9 protein-coding genes are annotated in these 16,570 nt (G+C 44.3%); 1 reads left to right on the forward strand and 8 read right to left on the reverse strand.

The genetic code is table 11. The annotated features are described in order from the left end of the window. Positions 1-67: 67 nt before the first annotated feature. The 8 genes from SM123_RS09990 to pbp1b form a co-directional block, all read right to left on the reverse strand. Positions 68-1,171, reverse strand: a complete 1,104-nt coding sequence (locus SM123_RS09990) for a family 8 glycosyl hydrolase (RefSeq protein ID WP_049475202.1) — start codon at positions 1,169-1,171, stop codon at positions 68-70. Between the two features lie 8 nt (positions 1,172-1,179). After that, complete coding sequence (locus SM123_RS09995; protein WP_049472878.1) at positions 1,180-2,490, reverse strand: glycosyltransferase family 2 protein; 1,311 nt, start codon at positions 2,488-2,490, stop codon at positions 1,180-1,182. Next, positions 2,483-2,623 carry a hypothetical protein gene (locus tag SM123_RS10000; RefSeq protein WP_003009749.1) on the reverse strand — a complete coding sequence of 47 codons (141 nt, stop codon included), beginning with the start codon at positions 2,621-2,623 and terminating at the stop codon, positions 2,483-2,485. Before SM123_RS10000 ends, SM123_RS09995 begins: the two co-directional genes overlap by 8 nt. A 9-nt stretch (positions 2,624-2,632) precedes the next feature. Continuing rightward, entirely contained in the window at positions 2,633-3,421 is a 789-nt protein-coding gene (locus SM123_RS10005; protein ID WP_023919656.1) for an MMPL family transporter, read from the reverse strand. Beyond that, complete coding sequence (wecB, locus tag SM123_RS10010) at positions 3,422-4,576, reverse strand: non-hydrolyzing UDP-N-acetylglucosamine 2-epimerase (protein WP_320909536.1); 1,155 nt, start codon at positions 4,574-4,576, stop codon at positions 3,422-3,424. A 321-nt stretch (positions 4,577-4,897) separates the two neighbouring features. Continuing rightward, a complete protein-coding gene (gene rpoC / locus SM123_RS10015; RefSeq protein WP_320909537.1) occupies positions 4,898-8,551 on the reverse strand; it encodes a DNA-directed RNA polymerase subunit beta' in 3,654 nt (1,217 codons plus the stop codon). A 159-nt stretch (positions 8,552-8,710) separates the two neighbouring features. Then, complete coding sequence (gene rpoB, locus SM123_RS10020; protein WP_320909538.1) at positions 8,711-12,280, reverse strand: DNA-directed RNA polymerase subunit beta; 3,570 nt, start codon at positions 12,278-12,280, stop codon at positions 8,711-8,713. A 351-nt stretch (positions 12,281-12,631) separates the two neighbouring features. Further along, positions 12,632-15,088 carry a penicillin-binding protein PBP1B gene (pbp1b, locus tag SM123_RS10025; protein ID WP_320909539.1) on the reverse strand — a complete coding sequence of 819 codons (2,457 nt, stop codon included), beginning with the start codon at positions 15,086-15,088 and terminating at the stop codon, positions 12,632-12,634. 182 nt (positions 15,089-15,270) lie between these two features. Between pbp1b and tyrS the strand changes: the two genes are divergently transcribed. After that, positions 15,271-16,527 carry a tyrosine--tRNA ligase gene (tyrS, locus tag SM123_RS10030; protein WP_320909540.1) on the forward strand — a complete coding sequence of 419 codons (1,257 nt, stop codon included), beginning with the start codon at positions 15,271-15,273 and terminating at the stop codon, positions 16,525-16,527. The last annotated feature ends 43 nt before the right edge of the window (positions 16,528-16,570 follow it).

Below are 16,570 nucleotides of genomic sequence, written 5' to 3' on the forward strand. Positions count from 1 at the left end.
CGAGAATCAAAAAAGAGAGTCCCAACAAAATGACGAGCCATCCTGGGAACTCTCTCTTCTCAAGTATTTAGAACAATTCAAGTGCAATCATGGTTGTCATGGTTGCATCGTAATAGTTGTTCAGAGGTAGATCTTGTGTAAAGATATACTTGTTCTGTTGCACCAACTTCAAATAGCCTTTTTCATGTTCAGAGGCATAGACAATCGGTGCCAAAAAGCTTGCTGCCTGATGATTATTCAAGGCCTTCCCTTTTAAGTCATAACCTGCATACAGGTTTCTTTGACTCTTGAAAAAGTTAAGCATCTTTTTCACCAATTTTTGACTGGTTGCGTCCTTACTTTGAACAAGGTTGTATGGAAGTCGACAAGCGTTATACGAGTAGGCACCATCATACTTGGATTCAATCGTCTTGGGATCCGCTACGCGCGTTCCTTGCTCATCTACCCAGATGAAATCAGGTAGTAAACCTGTTTTTGTTTGGGAGCTGATCGTTTGGAGTTGTTGCAACATCTTTTCTTTGATGTCCAACCACTTCGAATCTTTTGTCACTTCATAAAAGATCTGGAATTGCGCTGGCAGTGTATCAGATGTCCGCATCAAATGATAAAATTCCGAATCCTGATTGGCCCAATTCCCCACCGTTAACACACCAGTTTCTTCATTGTAGTTGTGTGCGAGAATATCTTCTAAAATCGCTTTGGCTTGAGCCTGGTAGTCTTTGGCTTGCTTTGGCCATTGCTGAGCGGCTTTTAGAAGAGCATAGGCGATGTAGAGGTCTCCATCTGTGGCGTTATGATCCTCATCCTTTGCTTTTCCATTGCTGATGGTTTGTTTCCAAGACATCAATTGGGTACCTTCCAAGCGATGATTTAGATAATAGTGATAGAGTCGATCAAAGTCTGCTTGTTGGGCTTGTCCTTTTTCAGCAGCCGCAACAGTAATGAGCATTCCATAACTTTGCGCCTCAGATAACACTACCGTTTGATTGCTATCATTGGTGGTTCGAACATAGGATTCTTTCCCTTTTGAAACAACAAAATGCTCATTCCACTGACGATAAATTCGATTTCGCATCTCCACTTTGCTTCGCGTTCTCGCTAAAAACAAGGTCAAACAGAAAATGCAAAGGATGACTAGAAACCATACATATCTCATCTTTTTCGTATTCATAATCTCTCCTATCCTGCGAATCGTTTTGTTTTAACCCATTTGGTTTCTTTCCGGTGCAATAGTTTATCCATCACAATCGAAGAGATGGCATCAATCGACACAATGATAAACAGTTGAGAATAGGTGAAATAGGCAGCCAAGGCCAACCAAATTTGCTTGGTAGTGGCTTGACCAAATTGTGAGGCAAGAGCCACATTAATCTGAAGCAGATAAAGTCCAATCATCAAGACCCAATTGAACAACATCAATTGCGCAATATAGATATTTTCTGAATCAAAGGCAAATGGAATTTGCACACCTGGCACCACTGTATGGATACACATGGCCAGAATATTGGCAAAAAAGATCAAGTCCGATAAGACGATGGCTGCGTTAAACCAGAAGAAGACACAGGAATAGTTGGTCACTTCTAACTTCACGCGCCAATTTCCCTTACCAAATAAATGCTTGAAGTTGGAAAGAACCACTTCATAATTCCCTTTGGCCCAACGTTTCCGTTGCATATAGTAACTCTTCAGAGTTTCTGGCTCTTGTTGAAAGGCTTCTGAATTATAGGCTAGCGCAATCAACTTCCCACTTTGCATAATCTTGAAGGAAATATCCGTATCCTCCGTCAAGGCACCGTTTTTCCATCCTCCAATACTCTTGACAAATTCGGTTTGAATAATGAAGTTAGTTCCTGGAATCCGTCCAATCTTAAAGAGATGCCACATGCCCACATGATGAACCCGTTGGGTGACAACAATCTCTTGGTTGATACAGCGGGTCAAGAAGTTTTGATTGGCATTCCGCGTTTTATTGCGGCCGAAAGAAGCCACATGACGTTCTGGATCTTTGAGGACTTCCTTCACAAGGAAATAAAGGGCATTTTTTTCAGGCATGGCATCTGCATCATAGACGCAGATATAGTCTCCAGTCGCCATCGCCAAAGCGTCATTTAGTACACCGGCTTTCCCACCTGTCCCGCTTCGATTGATAATGGTCAAATCACGTCCTGCATACTCTGGCAATGCTTTAACCGCCAAACACTCTTCATAGGTTCGATCAGAACAATTATCCGCAAAGAGCAGTAATTCAACACGATCATGTGGGTAGTTCATATCAAGGATCGCTTTAGCTGTTTGTGCAATGACCACATCCTCATTATGGGCGGGCACGACGATCGTCACTTTTGGATAATAAGGAAGCGGATCCGTATTAACACGAAAATCACTGTGTTTAAACCAAAAATGAACGGCTGAAAAGAGGATTACTAAGCCCCAGGCTAAGGACAACCAAATCGAAATCAAGGCAATAATCATCACAATCTGACTAATCATGGTCCACCGCCTTAAAATTTTTATTGACACGGTGGTAAATCACCGTATAAGCTACAAATAATACAATAAAGCACAAGGCAAAAAATACACTGATGCCTACAGCTATATTAAAAAATATATTTGTAAGAGACATGTTTTCCTCCTAATATTCCACAATAATATCTGTTTCAAGTTGACGTTTTAAGTAACGAATCATTTCTTTATAGCGATGGTATTTGGTTCGATTGGATTGATCCACTACAAGAAATCCTGACTGAAATTGGATGCCCTGAACCCCATCTTCTCCTTGGAAAACCAGTCCTTCCAACTGTGGTTTTAAGACCGTCATATAATCGCTCTTCAGATCCCGCTCGCTATCAGAAGATAAGATCAAGAAATTACCGTCTGATACATAATACAAGCTTTCATTTGGCTTCAGATGATGCGTTAACAAATAGTTGATTTGGTTCAAGGTCCGATTGTACTCTCTCGGTTGCAATTGGAAGAACAATTCCTCGTGCGACCAGTGAATGAGTAAGGCCTGAATTGTATCATTGGTTTGTCCGCCATAAGAAGCGATGCGGTTGCGGTAATCTGCGTAAGCTTCTGGCTCTTGATCCTTCACTTTTGCAATCTCTTTAAAGAGGTGATAGCGAATTCGGGTCAATATTCCAATCAAGATCGGAAAACTAAAGAGCAGAAGCAAGGCTTGATGAAATGGGATATAGACAACACCCGCCACCAAAAAGACAATCCCAAGGGCAAATGACAACAGGATGGTCCATGTCAACAATAAATCCGATAAGACAATAGCAGAAAATAATCCTAAAACAAAGAACAATCCTTCTTCAATCAGAATCTCTCTTGCAAAAAACAAGCAGTAAAGTAAAAGAAGTACTTCGAAAACAATCAAAATCAGCAACCATCTACTTAACTTTTCCGTTTTTTTCATTTATTCTTTCTCTCCCTCATGAAATTCTTCGGCAGCCTCTCCCTGGCCAAAGTAATGTTTAATGGCTTGTACGATTCGCTCAGAAGCTTTTCCATCCCCATAAGGATTTCGGGCATTTGCCATTTGAAGATACAGGCTTTCGTTGCTTAAGAGCTCTGTCATCGTGGATTTGACGACGGTAGGATCCGTTCCAACTAATTTCAAGGTCCCTGCTTTGACCCCTTCTGGGCGTTCCGTTGTATCGCGCAATACCAATACCGGTTTTCCTAATGATGGCGCCTCCTCTTGCACCCCACCTGAATCCGACATGATAAAGTAACTTCTAGAAGCTAAATTGTGGAAATCCAGCACATCTAGAGGCTCAATGAGGTGGATCCGATCATGTTCTCCTAATAGATCGTTTGCCGCCTCTTGGACCGCTGGACTAAGATGCACTGGGTAAACCACTTCAATAGTCGGTTCTTGATCCACCATTTCTCTCAGAGCTCCAAAGACCGCTCGCATGGGTTGGCCTTGATTTTCTCTTCGATGCATGGTGACCAGGATGACTTTTTTATCTGGATCCAATTGATCTAACACTTCGTGGTGATAGTCCTCTTGAACCGTGAGTTTCAACGCATCAATGGCAGTATTTCCCGTCACTACAATAGAGGATTCCGGATGATTTTCTTTTAAGAGATTGGCCTTACTTTCGCCTGTCGGCGCAAAATACAGATCCGCTAAATCATCCGTCATTTGACGGTTCATCTCTTCTGGATACGGTGAATATTTATCAAAGGTTCTCAAACCAGCTTCGACGTGACCAATGCGGACTTGATTGTAAAAGGCAACCAGACTCGCCGCAAAGGTGGTTGTCGTATCTCCATGGACGAGCACCATATCCGGCTTTTCTTTTTTGATAACTGGATCTAATTGATTCAGAATTTTAGAGGTAATGTCCAATAAGGTCTGGCTTTTTCCCATAATATCCAAATCGTAATCAGGTACGATGTTAAAGGTTTCTAAGACCTGGTCCAGCATTTGACGGTGCTGGGCAGTGACCACTGTGATGGTCTCAATAACCTCCTTTTGTTTTTGCAACTCCAATACCAAAGGGGCCATTTTGATGGCCTCCGGTCGGGTTCCAAACACAACCATAATTTTCAATTTTCCCATAAACTTCTCCCGTTGACATGCATGTAATTCAACATTTTTTTAATTTGTGTACATCTTTTTTCATTCTACCGCCAATGACTTTAAATGTCAAACCGATTTTGGGTTTTATAAAGAAATTACTAATAGTTAGTCATTTTATTATTTTGGTGTTTAGAATACATATCCATATAATCACTAATTGTAAGTATTTACAACACGACTTTTACCGGGCTAATATTTTTGGTAAAAAAATAATTCAATAATTATACAATTATTTTTCAAATAATAAATTTTTATAATTTTTTCAAAAAAAGCCGGAACTTGTAGTTCCGACTTATTTTCTTATTCTTCTATGACTTCAGCTGTTTGAACTTCATCGACTGTTCCATCTGTTAATGGCACTTCTTCGATAATTTCAACTTCATTAATCGCTTGTGGTTCCAAGTTGCGGTAACGAGCCATACCTGTACCTGCAGGAATAATCTTACCAATGATAACATTTTCCTTAAGTCCAAGGAGATGGTCTTTCTTACCACGGATCGCTGCGTCTGTAAGAACACGAGTTGTTTCCTGGAAGGAAGCCGCAGACAAGAAACTGTTGGTTTCAAGTGAGGCTTTGGTAATTCCCATAAGGACTGGACGAGCAGTCGCAGGAACTCCACCAGAAATAAGGACATCCTTATTAGCATCTGTAAAGTCTGTAATGTCCATCAGAGTACCCATGAGAAGGTCTGTATCTCCTGGATCCATGACACGTACTTTACGGATCATTTGACGCACCATTACCTCGATGTGTTTGTCGCCGATTTCTACCCCTTGGCTACGGTATACTTTTTGTACTTCCGCAAGAAGGTAAGTTTCAACAGACAAGACATCACGAACGGCAAGGAGACGTTTTGGTTGGATAGACCCTTCTGTCAGAGCATCACCACGAGAGACTTGATCTCCCACTTCGACTTTCATGCGGGCAGTGTAAGGGACAACGTATTCGCCCTCACCAGTTGCTCCGCTAACAAAGACTTTCTTGGTGCGTGTAGAAGCATCTTCTTCGATCGCTGTGACTTCCCCTTTGACCTCAGTGATGACCGCTTCCCCTTTTGGATTGCGGGCTTCAAAGATTTCTTGGACACGAGGAAGACCCTGAGTGATATCGGTATTTGAGGCAACCCCACCCGTGTGGAAGGTACGCATGGTCAACTGTGTACCAGGTTCCCCGATAGATTGGGCAGCGATAGTTCCGACTGCTTCACCCACTTCAACCGCATCACCAGTCGCCAAGTTGATACCATAACAGTGACGGCAGACACCATGGCGGGTGTTACATGTAAAGACAGAGCGGATAGTGACTTCTTCAACACCAGCTTTGACAATTTCACGTGCTAGGTCTTCTGAAATCAAGGTATCTGGACCAACGATGACTTCACCTGTTTCAGGATGTTTAACAGATTTCTTGGTATAACGACCAGTCAAGCGTTCTTCGAGTGGCTCGATCATTTCCTTACCATCAGTAATGGCACGGATCACAAGTCCACGGTCTGTTCCACAGTCATCTTCACGGATAATGACGTCTTGGGCCACGTCAACCAAACGACGAGTCAAGTAACCTGAGTCGGCTGTCTTCAAGGCCGTATCGGTCATCCCTTTACGGGCACCGTGAGTTGAGAAGAACATTTCGAGTACTGACAAACCTTCGCGGAAGTTTGACAGGATTGGCAATTCCATGATCCGTCCGTTTGGAGCGGCCATCAAACCACGCATACCGGCAAGTTGCGAGAAGTTTGAAATGTTACCACGGGCTCCAGAGTCCATCATCATAACGATTGGGTTCTTCGGATCTTGGTTATCCACCAAGCGTTTTTCCAATTTTTCACGGGCTGCACGCCATTCAGCTGTAACGGCATTGTAGCGTTCGTCATCTGTGATCAAACCACGACGGAATTGTTTAGTGATTTGTTCCACACGTTTGTGAGATTCTTCAATGATTTCTGCCTTATCTTCAACGACCGGAATATCGGCAATCCCCACTGTCAAACCAGCAAGGGTTGAGTGATGGTAACCCAAGTCTTTCAAGCGGTCCAAGAAAGCAGACGTTTCAGTTGTACGGAAGCGTTTGAAGATTTCTGCGATGATATTTCCAAGATTTTTCTTCTTGAATGGAACGTTTAATTCCAATTTCTCAATCGCTGCTTTGACATCTTGACCAGGCTCCAAGAAGTACTTAGCTGGAACGCCTTCTGTCAAGTTGGCATTATTTGGCTCTTGAAGGTATGGAAGCTCTGCAGGCATGATATCGTTAAAGAGGATCTTACCAACAGTTGTCAAGAGAATCTTGTGTTGTTGCGCTTCTGTCCATGGTTTGTTCAAGCTATCTGTCGCAATTCCGACACGTGTATGCAAGTGAACATAGCCATTGCGAAGGGCCATGACCGCTTCATCACGGTCTTTGAAGACCATGCCTTCGCCTTCACGACCAGCTTCTTCCATAGTGAGGTAATAGTTCCCCAATACCATATCCTGAGATGGGGTAACAACTGGTTTACCGTCTTTTGGATTCAAGATGTGCTCAGCAGCCAACATCAAGATACGAGCTTCTGCTTGAGCTTCTTCTGAAAGCGGTACGTGGATGGCCATTTGGTCCCCGTCAAAGTCGGCATTATAGGCTTCACAGACAAGTGGGTGCAAGCGAAGAGCTTTCCCGTCAATCAAGACAGGTTCAAAAGCTTGGATCCCCAAACGGTGAAGGGTCGGTGCGCGGTTCAAGAGAACTGGGTGTTCTTTGATCACTTCTTCTAGGATATCCCAGATGCGTTCATCTCCACGTTCGACCAAGCGTTTTGCAGCTTTAACGTTTTGCACGATATCACGCGCAACGATTTCACGCATCACGAATGGTTTGAAGAGCTCGATCGCCATTTCACGTGGCACACCACATTGGTACATCTTAAGAGTTGGACCAACGGCGATAACAGAACGTCCTGAGAAGTCAACCCGTTTACCGAGCAAGTTTTGACGGAAGCGTCCTTGTTTCCCTTTGAGCATGTGACTCAATGATTTTAATGGACGGCTACCTGGTCCTGTGATTGGACGACCACGACGACCGTTATCGATCAAAGCATCAACGGCTTCTTGGAGCATCCGTTTTTCGTTTTGCACGATGATACCAGGGGCATTCAACTCAAGCAAACGTGCCAAACGGTTGTTCCGGTTAATCACACGGCGGTAAAGGTCGTTCAAGTCAGAGGCAGCAAAACGGCCACCATCCAATTGGACCATCGGACGAAGATCTGGTGGAATAACCGGAAGGATGTTGAGAACCATCCATTCTGGCTTGTTGCCAGATTTGTAGAAGGCGTCCAAGACATCCAAACGACGCACAGCCTTCACACGTTTTTGACCAGTTGCAGTCTTCAATTCTTCTTTCAAGAGAGCAATTTCAGCTTCCAGATCCACTTGTTTCAAGAGGTCTTGGATGGCTTCTGCACCCATCTTAGCTACAAAGGAACCTGGTCCGTATTCACGCAAGCGTTCACGGTATTCACGTTCTGTCATGATGGATTTGTGCTCAAGTGGAGTATCTTTTGGATCGATCACCACATAAGCTGCGAAGTAGATGACTTCTTCAAGGGCACGAGGGCTCATATCCAAGGTCAATCCCATACGAGAAGGGATTCCTTTGAAGTACCAGATGTGTGATACAGGTGCTTTCAACTCGATGTGCCCCATGCGTTCACGACGAACTTTCGCACGTGTTACTTCAACCCCACAGCGGTCACAAACAATCCCTTTGTAACGGATTCGTTTGTATTTCCCACACGCACATTCCCAGTCTTTTGTAGGTCCAAAGATGACTTCATCAAAGAGACCTTCACGTTCTGGCTTCAATGTACGGTAGTTGATTGTTTCAGGTTTCTTGACCTCTCCATAAGACCATGAACGGACCTTGCTTGGAGAAGCTAGGGTGATTTGCATACTTTTAAAACGATTTACATCAACCACTATTTCTTACCTTTCCTTGTTTTCATACTTGTTTCATTTGGATACAGCTTAGGTGGGGGAAGAAAGGAAACTTTCTTGCCACCTCCTTGTGTCTGTATCTTGTTATCGAATCATCCTGCTAGAAGCATTGGTTGCTCACAGGACAATCATTTTTACTGATTATTTTTCTGATTCTTCGGCATCAAAGGCTGCTTTTGCTTCCTTTGCTGCTTTTTCACGTGCTTTTTCAAGGTCATCCACATGAATCACATCATCGTCTTCTCCTTCATCAAGGTCACGAAGTTCCACTTCTTGATCATCTTCGTCCAAGACACGCATGTCAAGACCAAGTGATTGCAATTCTTTGACAAGAACGCGGAAGGATTCTGGTACACCTGGTTTTGGAATTGGTTTACCTTTGGTAATCGCTTCATAGGCCTTCAGACGTCCGTTGACATCGTCTGACTTGTAAGTCAAGATTTCTTGAAGGACATTTGACGCACCATAAGCCTCAAGGGCCCACACTTCCATTTCCCCGAAACGTTGTCCACCAAACTGAGCTTTCCCTCCGAGTGGTTGTTGGGTAACCATTGAGTATGGTCCGACTGAACGGGCATGGAGTTTATCATCAACCATGTGGTGAAGCTTGATCATGTACATGACACCGACAGAGACACGGTTGTCAAACGGCTCACCTGTACGTCCATCGTAAAGAATCGTCTTAGCATCGCTATCCATACCAGCTTCTTTCACAGTATCCCAGAGGTCTTCTGAGCTTGCTCCATCAAAGACTGGTGTCGCGATGTGAATACCCAAGTTACGAGCTGCCATACCAAGGTGAAGTTCCATAACCTGACCGATATTCATACGTGATGGCACCCCAAGAGGGTTCAACATGATATCAACCGGTGTACCGTCTGGAAGGTAAGGCATATCTTCAACTGGAACAATACGAGACACAACCCCTTTGTTTCCGTGACGACCGGCCATCTTATCTCCGACGCGGATCTTACGTTTTTGTGCAATGTAAACACGAACCAACATGTTGACACCAGATTGTAATTCATCACCGTTTGCACGGGTAAAGATCTTAACATCGCGAACGACTCCATCTCCACCGTGAGGTACACGGAGTGATGTATCACGCACTTCACGAGATTTATCCCCAAAGATAGCGTGAAGGAGACGTTCTTCGGCAGAAAGGTCTTTTTCACCTTTCGGTGTTACCTTACCGACAAGGATATCGCCTTCTTTAACCTCAGCACCAATACGGATAATACCTGTTTCATCCAAGTCACGAAGAGCATCTTCCCCGACGTTTGGAATTTCACGGGTAATTTCTTCAGGGCCTAACTTGGTATCGCGTGTTTCTGATTCGAATTCTTCCAAGTGAACAGATGTGTAGACATCTTCTTTCACCAAGCGTTCGCTCATGATAACAGCATCCTCGAAGTTATACCCTTCCCAAGTCATGTAAGCGACGATTGGGTTTTGACCAAGGGCCATTTCCCCTTTTTCCATCGATGGACCATCAGCGATAAAGTCGCCTTTTTCAACGGTTTCACCAACTTTAACCAGAGTACGTTGGTTGTAAGCTGTACCGGAGTTTGAACGACGGAATTTTTGAACATGGTAGACGTCCAAAGAACCATCTTCCCGACGGACTTCCACCTTATCCGCATCTGCATAGGTAACTTTACCATCATGTTGAGCAATGACTGCAGCTCCTGAGTCATGGGCTGCTTGGTATTCCATACCAGTACCCACATAAGGGGCTTTTGGATCAATCAATGGAACAGCCTGACGTTGCATGTTGGCACCCATGAGGGCACGGTTGGAGTCATCGTTTTCCAAGAAAGGAATACATGCTGTCGCAACAGCAACTACTTGTTTTGGAGATACGTCCATGTAGTCGACTTGATCAGATGGGAACTCTTGGTTGTTACCACGGTGACGTCCCATAACGATTGGCTCAGCAAAGCCACCCTTTTCGTTCAACTTAGAATTGGCCTGAGCGACGATGTACTCATCTTCTTCATCGGCTGTCAACCAAACGATTTCGTTGGTCACTACACCTTTTTCACGGTCTACCTTACGGTATGGCGTTTGGATGAAACCATACTTGTTCAAGTGTCCATAAGATGACAAGTTGTTGATCAAACCGATGTTTGGTCCTTCAGGTGTTTCGATTGGACACATCCGACCATAGTGGGTATAGTGCACGTCACGCACTTCATATCCGGCACGGTCACGTGTCAAACCACCAGGCCCTAAGGCAGACAAACGACGTTTGTGAGACAACTCAGAAAGTGGGTTGTGTTGGTCCATGAACTGTGACAACTGTGAAGAACCAAAGAATTCTTTAATTGCTGCAGTTACGGGACGAATGTTAATAATTTGTTGTGGTGTCAAGACATCGTTATCTTGTACAGACATCCGTTCGCGAACGTTTCGTTCCATCCGTGAAAGTCCAAGACGCACTTGGTTGGCAAGCAATTCACCAACGGCACGAATCCGACGGTTTCCAAGGTGGTCGATATCATCCACGCGGCCAAGACCTTCTGCAAGGTTCAAGAAATAGCTCATCTCTGCCAAGATATCTGCTGGAGTTACAATCCGTACTTTGTCAGATGGGTTGGCATTTCCGATGATGGTGACAACGCGGTCTGGATCTGTTGGAGCGACAACTTTGAATTTTTGCAATTCTACTGGTTCTGTCAAAACAGCAGCATCATTTGGAATGTAGGTGATTTTGTTCAAACCGTTATCCAATTGTTCAGAGATGCTGTCGATCACATCGCGCGTCATGACAGTACCAGCTTCTACAAGGATTTCCCCTGTTTCAGCATCTACCAATGGTTCTGCGATTGTTTGGTTCAACAAGCGGTTCTTGATATTGAGTTTCTTGTTGATCTTGTAGCGACCGACAGGAGCCAAGTCATAACGACGTGGATCAAAGAAACGAGCTACCAACAAGCTGCGTGAGCTTTCCGCTGTTTTTCGTTCACCCGGACGAAGACGCTCGTAGATTTCTTTGAGGGCTTCATCTGTCCGTGAATCCATTGGATTTTTGTGGATATCTTTTTCAATGGTATTACGAACCAATTCGCTATCCCCAAAGATATCGATGATTTCATCATCTCCAGAGAATCCAAGAGCACGCACAAGAGTTGTAAATGGAATCTTACGTGTGCGGTCGATACGTGTGTAAGCAATGTCTTTTGAGTCGGTTTCAAGCTCTAACCAAGCCCCACGGTTAGGGATAACAGTTGATCCATAACCAACCTTACCATTCTTGTCCACCTTATCATTGAAGTAGACACCTGGTGAGCGGACCAACTGAGATACGATAATCCGTTCTCCACCATTGATGATAAAGGTTCCCATTTCAGTCATGATTGGGAAATCACCAAAGAAAACTTCTTGGGTCTTGATTTCACCTGTTTCTTTGTTGACCAAACGGAAGGTCACAAAGATTGGTGCTGAGTAGCTGGCATCGTGGATGCGCGCTTCTTCAAGCGAATACTTAGGTTCGCGGATTTCATAACCCACAAATTCCAATTCCATTGTATCCGTGAAGTTTGAGATGGGAAGCACATCTTCAAATACTTCCTTCAAGCCATGATCCAAGAAATCTTTGAATGAGTCTGTCTGGATTTCAATCAAGTTTGGTAAATCAAGAACCTCTTTGATTCTTGAAAAACTACGACGGGTCCGATGTTTCCCGTATTGAACGTCATGTCCTGCCAAAGTTTTTAGCTCCTTTTTCCATACTAGGATAGCTTGGTAAAATGACTTTCACCACCTATCCGGTTTTAACTACAATTGTGTGATTTGCATCACGTGAAGAGCTGTCTCTTCACCTCATTCGTCGCATTTTGTAATTTTTAGAAAAATTAAATTTGTGTAACAAACTAGGTTTTTTCTGAAAAATAGGCACAAAAAGAGCAGCTAAATCGACTTATTCAAGTAAGATTTAACTGCTGTAAGCTCTTATTTGGACAATATTTCAAATAAAGCACACGACAAATTAGTTATCACTATTATACCGTTTTTTGCTCCAAAAATCAAGGCTTTCTCTAGGTTTTCTACTGGATCAGACTAGCGTCGATTGCCACGATTTGAGCTGTTTCGATTTGAACTATTGCTGGATGAACTATTGGTTGTCGAATTGTTCTTATTATTCGACTGATTTCCACTGGAATTACCGAGAATCGCTGCCCAAGCACTTTGATAATCGCTATCCGATCCCCCGATGGCAAAGCGGTATTGAGTGGTTGGCGCTCCGTTTTTGGCCCAAAGGCTCGTCACCATTTGACCGCTCACATCGATATCCCGACCATTGACATTGACGCGGCCCGGTCTTTCACCAGTCGATTTGAGTACTTCAGAGCGGATCACACTCTTATCGAGAGTGAATTTATCCTGAATCCCAAAGAGACTTGGATCTGCTTGGTAAATTGCATTCGCCAACTGCGCCATGTATTGGGCATTGTTGTTGTATCCAGTCAAGGTCTGCATGGAAGCATTGTTGTCATGGCCGATCCAACCTCCTAAAGAAACATTAGGGGTGGACAACATGAGCCACATATCCCCATTTGAGTTAGTGGTACCGGTTTTTCCAATCCAGTCTGCACCTGCCAGCGTTGGGTTGACTTGGCTAATCCGTGACTTAAAGGTCGTTGTAGCACCAGACGTAATAACCCCGCGCAAGAGATCCTGCATAATCGTTGCCGTTGCTGGAGAGTAAACACGAACAGGATCTGCCTCGTGCTTGTAGACTACATCCCCATCTCGATCAATGATTTGTTCTACCATGTAGCGTTTGAGGTAGTTCCCATTGTTAGCAATGGTTTGGAAACCATTGGTATGTTGGGCAACAGTGACCTCAATTCCTCCCCCCATCGGCAGACTCTCAATGCCATATTCAGGGATATCATAGCCCATTTTCTTCATGTAGGATGGGACATCCACACCTTTTTCACGAAGAGTCCGGTAAGTCCAGTAAGCTGGAATATTCCATGAGGTATTGAGGGCCTCACGGAGATCCATCATGGCTGTCCCTCGGCTATCCACGTGCATGATCGGCTCCCCACTTGAGAAATTAGTCGGGTAGTTAGAAAGGATGCTATTGCTTCCCATCAAGCCTTGGTCGATGGCAATCCCATAGGCCAACAGTGGTTTGATTGTAGACCCTGGGGAACGCTCTGTATCAAAGGCATGGTTGTTTTGGTTGCCGTCAAAATTCCGTCCACCGATAAATCCTAAAACGGCACCCGTTCGGTTGTCCATAAGGACATTCCCAACTTCTACAAGACCCGTCCCATCATCCAAGACGCTGCCAAAATTCGCTACTGCGGCCTGCATGGCATTGTGAACCGGTTTGTTAATCGTGGTTTGAATGGTGTAGCCACCTTCGCGCAACTCGCTCTCCGCTAATTCTTGATAAGCCTTGACGGTTTCATTATTTTTCAAGTCTTGCTTGGTGACATTGTCTCGCTTGATCAAGTAATCATACATGGCCTCTTTTGCTTCTGCCATGGCTTGGAAGTAGAGGTAGTCATGCGGTGTTTTCTCGATGCCATCTGGAGCGATGAAGTCTTTGGTCAAGTCGTACTGAGCATAGGTCTCGTAGTCTTTTTTCGACAAGGCTCCTGTCCGGTACATATTGAACAAAACGTCTTTGGCACGCGCCAGACCTAACTCGAGGTTCTCCTTGCTCTTTAGGCTACCGTCTGCAGCATAAGGAGAGTAGACAATCGGACTTTGTGGCAAGCCAGCGATAAAGGCCGCTTGTGGAACGGACAAGTCTTTCGCAGAGACGCCAAAGATCCCTTGAGCTGCAGCTTCCACACCCGCAATATTTTGTCCCCGATTGTTTCGTCCAAAAGGCGAAACATTTAAGTAGGTGGTTAGGATTTCATTTTTATCCATTCCCCGCTCTAAAGCCAAGGCATCGACAATCTCTGTCGCCTTACGAGTAAAGGTTGGAGCGTCTCCCACGACTTGCTGTTTGATCAACTGCTGGGTCAGGGTTGATCCCCCACTAGAGGAACCCACGCCGGCTACAGATCCAAGTGTTGCCCGAAGAACGGCTTTAGGTACAACTCCCTTGTGGCTTTCAAAATTCTCATCCTCAGTAGCGATCACAGCCTTCTTGACATTGTCTGAAATGGCGTCTCCTGCGACTGGCGTGCGGATCAAATCACTGTCCACTTCTGCAATCAAGCTCTTATCGGAATAAGTCAGTTTTGAAACACTGCTGACGTTGCGGACCTGCTGGACCAATTCTTCTGTCTTTGGAACCTTGACATTGCAAAAGAGGCTCGCCGCATAACCAATCCCAATCCCTGCGCCAAATAAAAAGAGGCACACGAACAGGGCGATCATGACATCCCACAGGAGTTTGAGGGTGCGCAAAAAGGTCGCAAAAATATCGCCGACAGACCAGCTACTTTCCTCATTTTTTTCCTTATTCGGAGTTTCTGTATACATCTTTGCAAAGAATTTTTGGACTTTCTTCCAAAACTCTTGCAGCTTCTCTTTTAATTGATTCACTGATTCTTTCTCCTTGTTCCCTATATTATAGCAGATTAGGCCCTTTGTTTTCAATCACAAGAGCGTAGAAATCGTCACTCATTCTTCCTGGGTAAGGACAAGAAAATGATGGAAACCATTGCCATTTCCGTGGTTTATGGTAGAATAGAGAGATGAATAAACTTATAAAGGAGAAAAGACACATGCACATTTTTGATGAGCTAAAAGAGCGTGGTTTGGTATTTCAAACGACGGATGAAGAAGCCTTACGCAAAGCACTGGAAGAAGGTCAGCTTTCTTATTATACTGGTTATGATCCAACTGCTGACAGCCTTCACCTTGGTCACTTGGTTGCTATCTTGACGAGCCGTCGTCTTCAACTAGCAGGCCACAAACCTTATGCGCTCGTTGGCGGTGCGACTGGTCTCATTGGAGATCCGTCCTTCAAAGATGCTGAACGTAGTCTCCAAACAAAAGAAACGGTACAAGAATGGGTTCGCTCCATTCAAGGGCAATTGTCTCGTTTCCTCGATTTTGAAAATGGTGACAATAAAGCCGAAATGGTCAACAACTACGATTGGTTTGGAAGCATTAGCTTTATTGACTTCCTTCGTGATGTCGGAAAATACTTTACGGTCAATGCTATGATGAGTAAAGAATCTGTTAAAAAACGGATTGAAACAGGGATTTCTTACACAGAGTTTGCCTACCAAATCATGCAAGGCTATGACTTCTACGTCCTCAACCAAGAACACAATGTAACCCTTCAAATCGGTGGATCTGACCAATGGGGAAACATGACAGCCGGTACTGAGTTGATGCGTCGTAAAGCAGATAAAACTGGTCATGTTATGACTGTGCCTTTGATCACAGATGCAACTGGTAAGAAATTCGGTAAATCAGAAGGTAATGCGGTCTGGCTCAATGCAGACAAAACATCTCCATACGAAATGTATCAATTCTGGATGAATGTGATGGATGCGGATGCTGTGCGTTTCTTGAAGATCTTCACTTTCTTGTCACTTGATGAGATTGAAGAGATCCGCAAACAGTTTGAGGCCGCTCCTCATGAACGCTTGGCTCAAAAGATCTTGGCGCGTGAAGTGGTTACCCTCGTCCACGGCGAAGAAGCCTACAAGGAAGCCCTCAACATCACCGAACAACTCTTTGCAGGAAACATCAAAAACCTTTCTGTAAAAGAACTCAAACAAGGCCTTCGTGGTGTGCCAAACTACCAGGTCCAAGCAGAAGACAACCTCAACATTGTTGAACTCTTGGTCACAGCTGGTGTGGTAAATTCTAAACGCCAAGCCCGCGAAGATGTTCAAAACGGAGCTATCTACGTCAACGGCGAACGCATTCAAGACCTTGACTATGTCTTGAGCGATAGCGATAAATTAGAAAATGAATTGACCGTTATCCGCCGCGGTAAGAAAAAATACTTTGTTTTGACTTATTAAGAAAGTAAAACCACGAAGTTAATACGAAACTTCGTGGTTTTCT

Source organism: Streptococcus sp. S5, assembly GCF_034134805.1.
Classification (GTDB): Bacteria; Bacillota; Bacilli; order Lactobacillales; family Streptococcaceae; genus Streptococcus; species Streptococcus lingualis.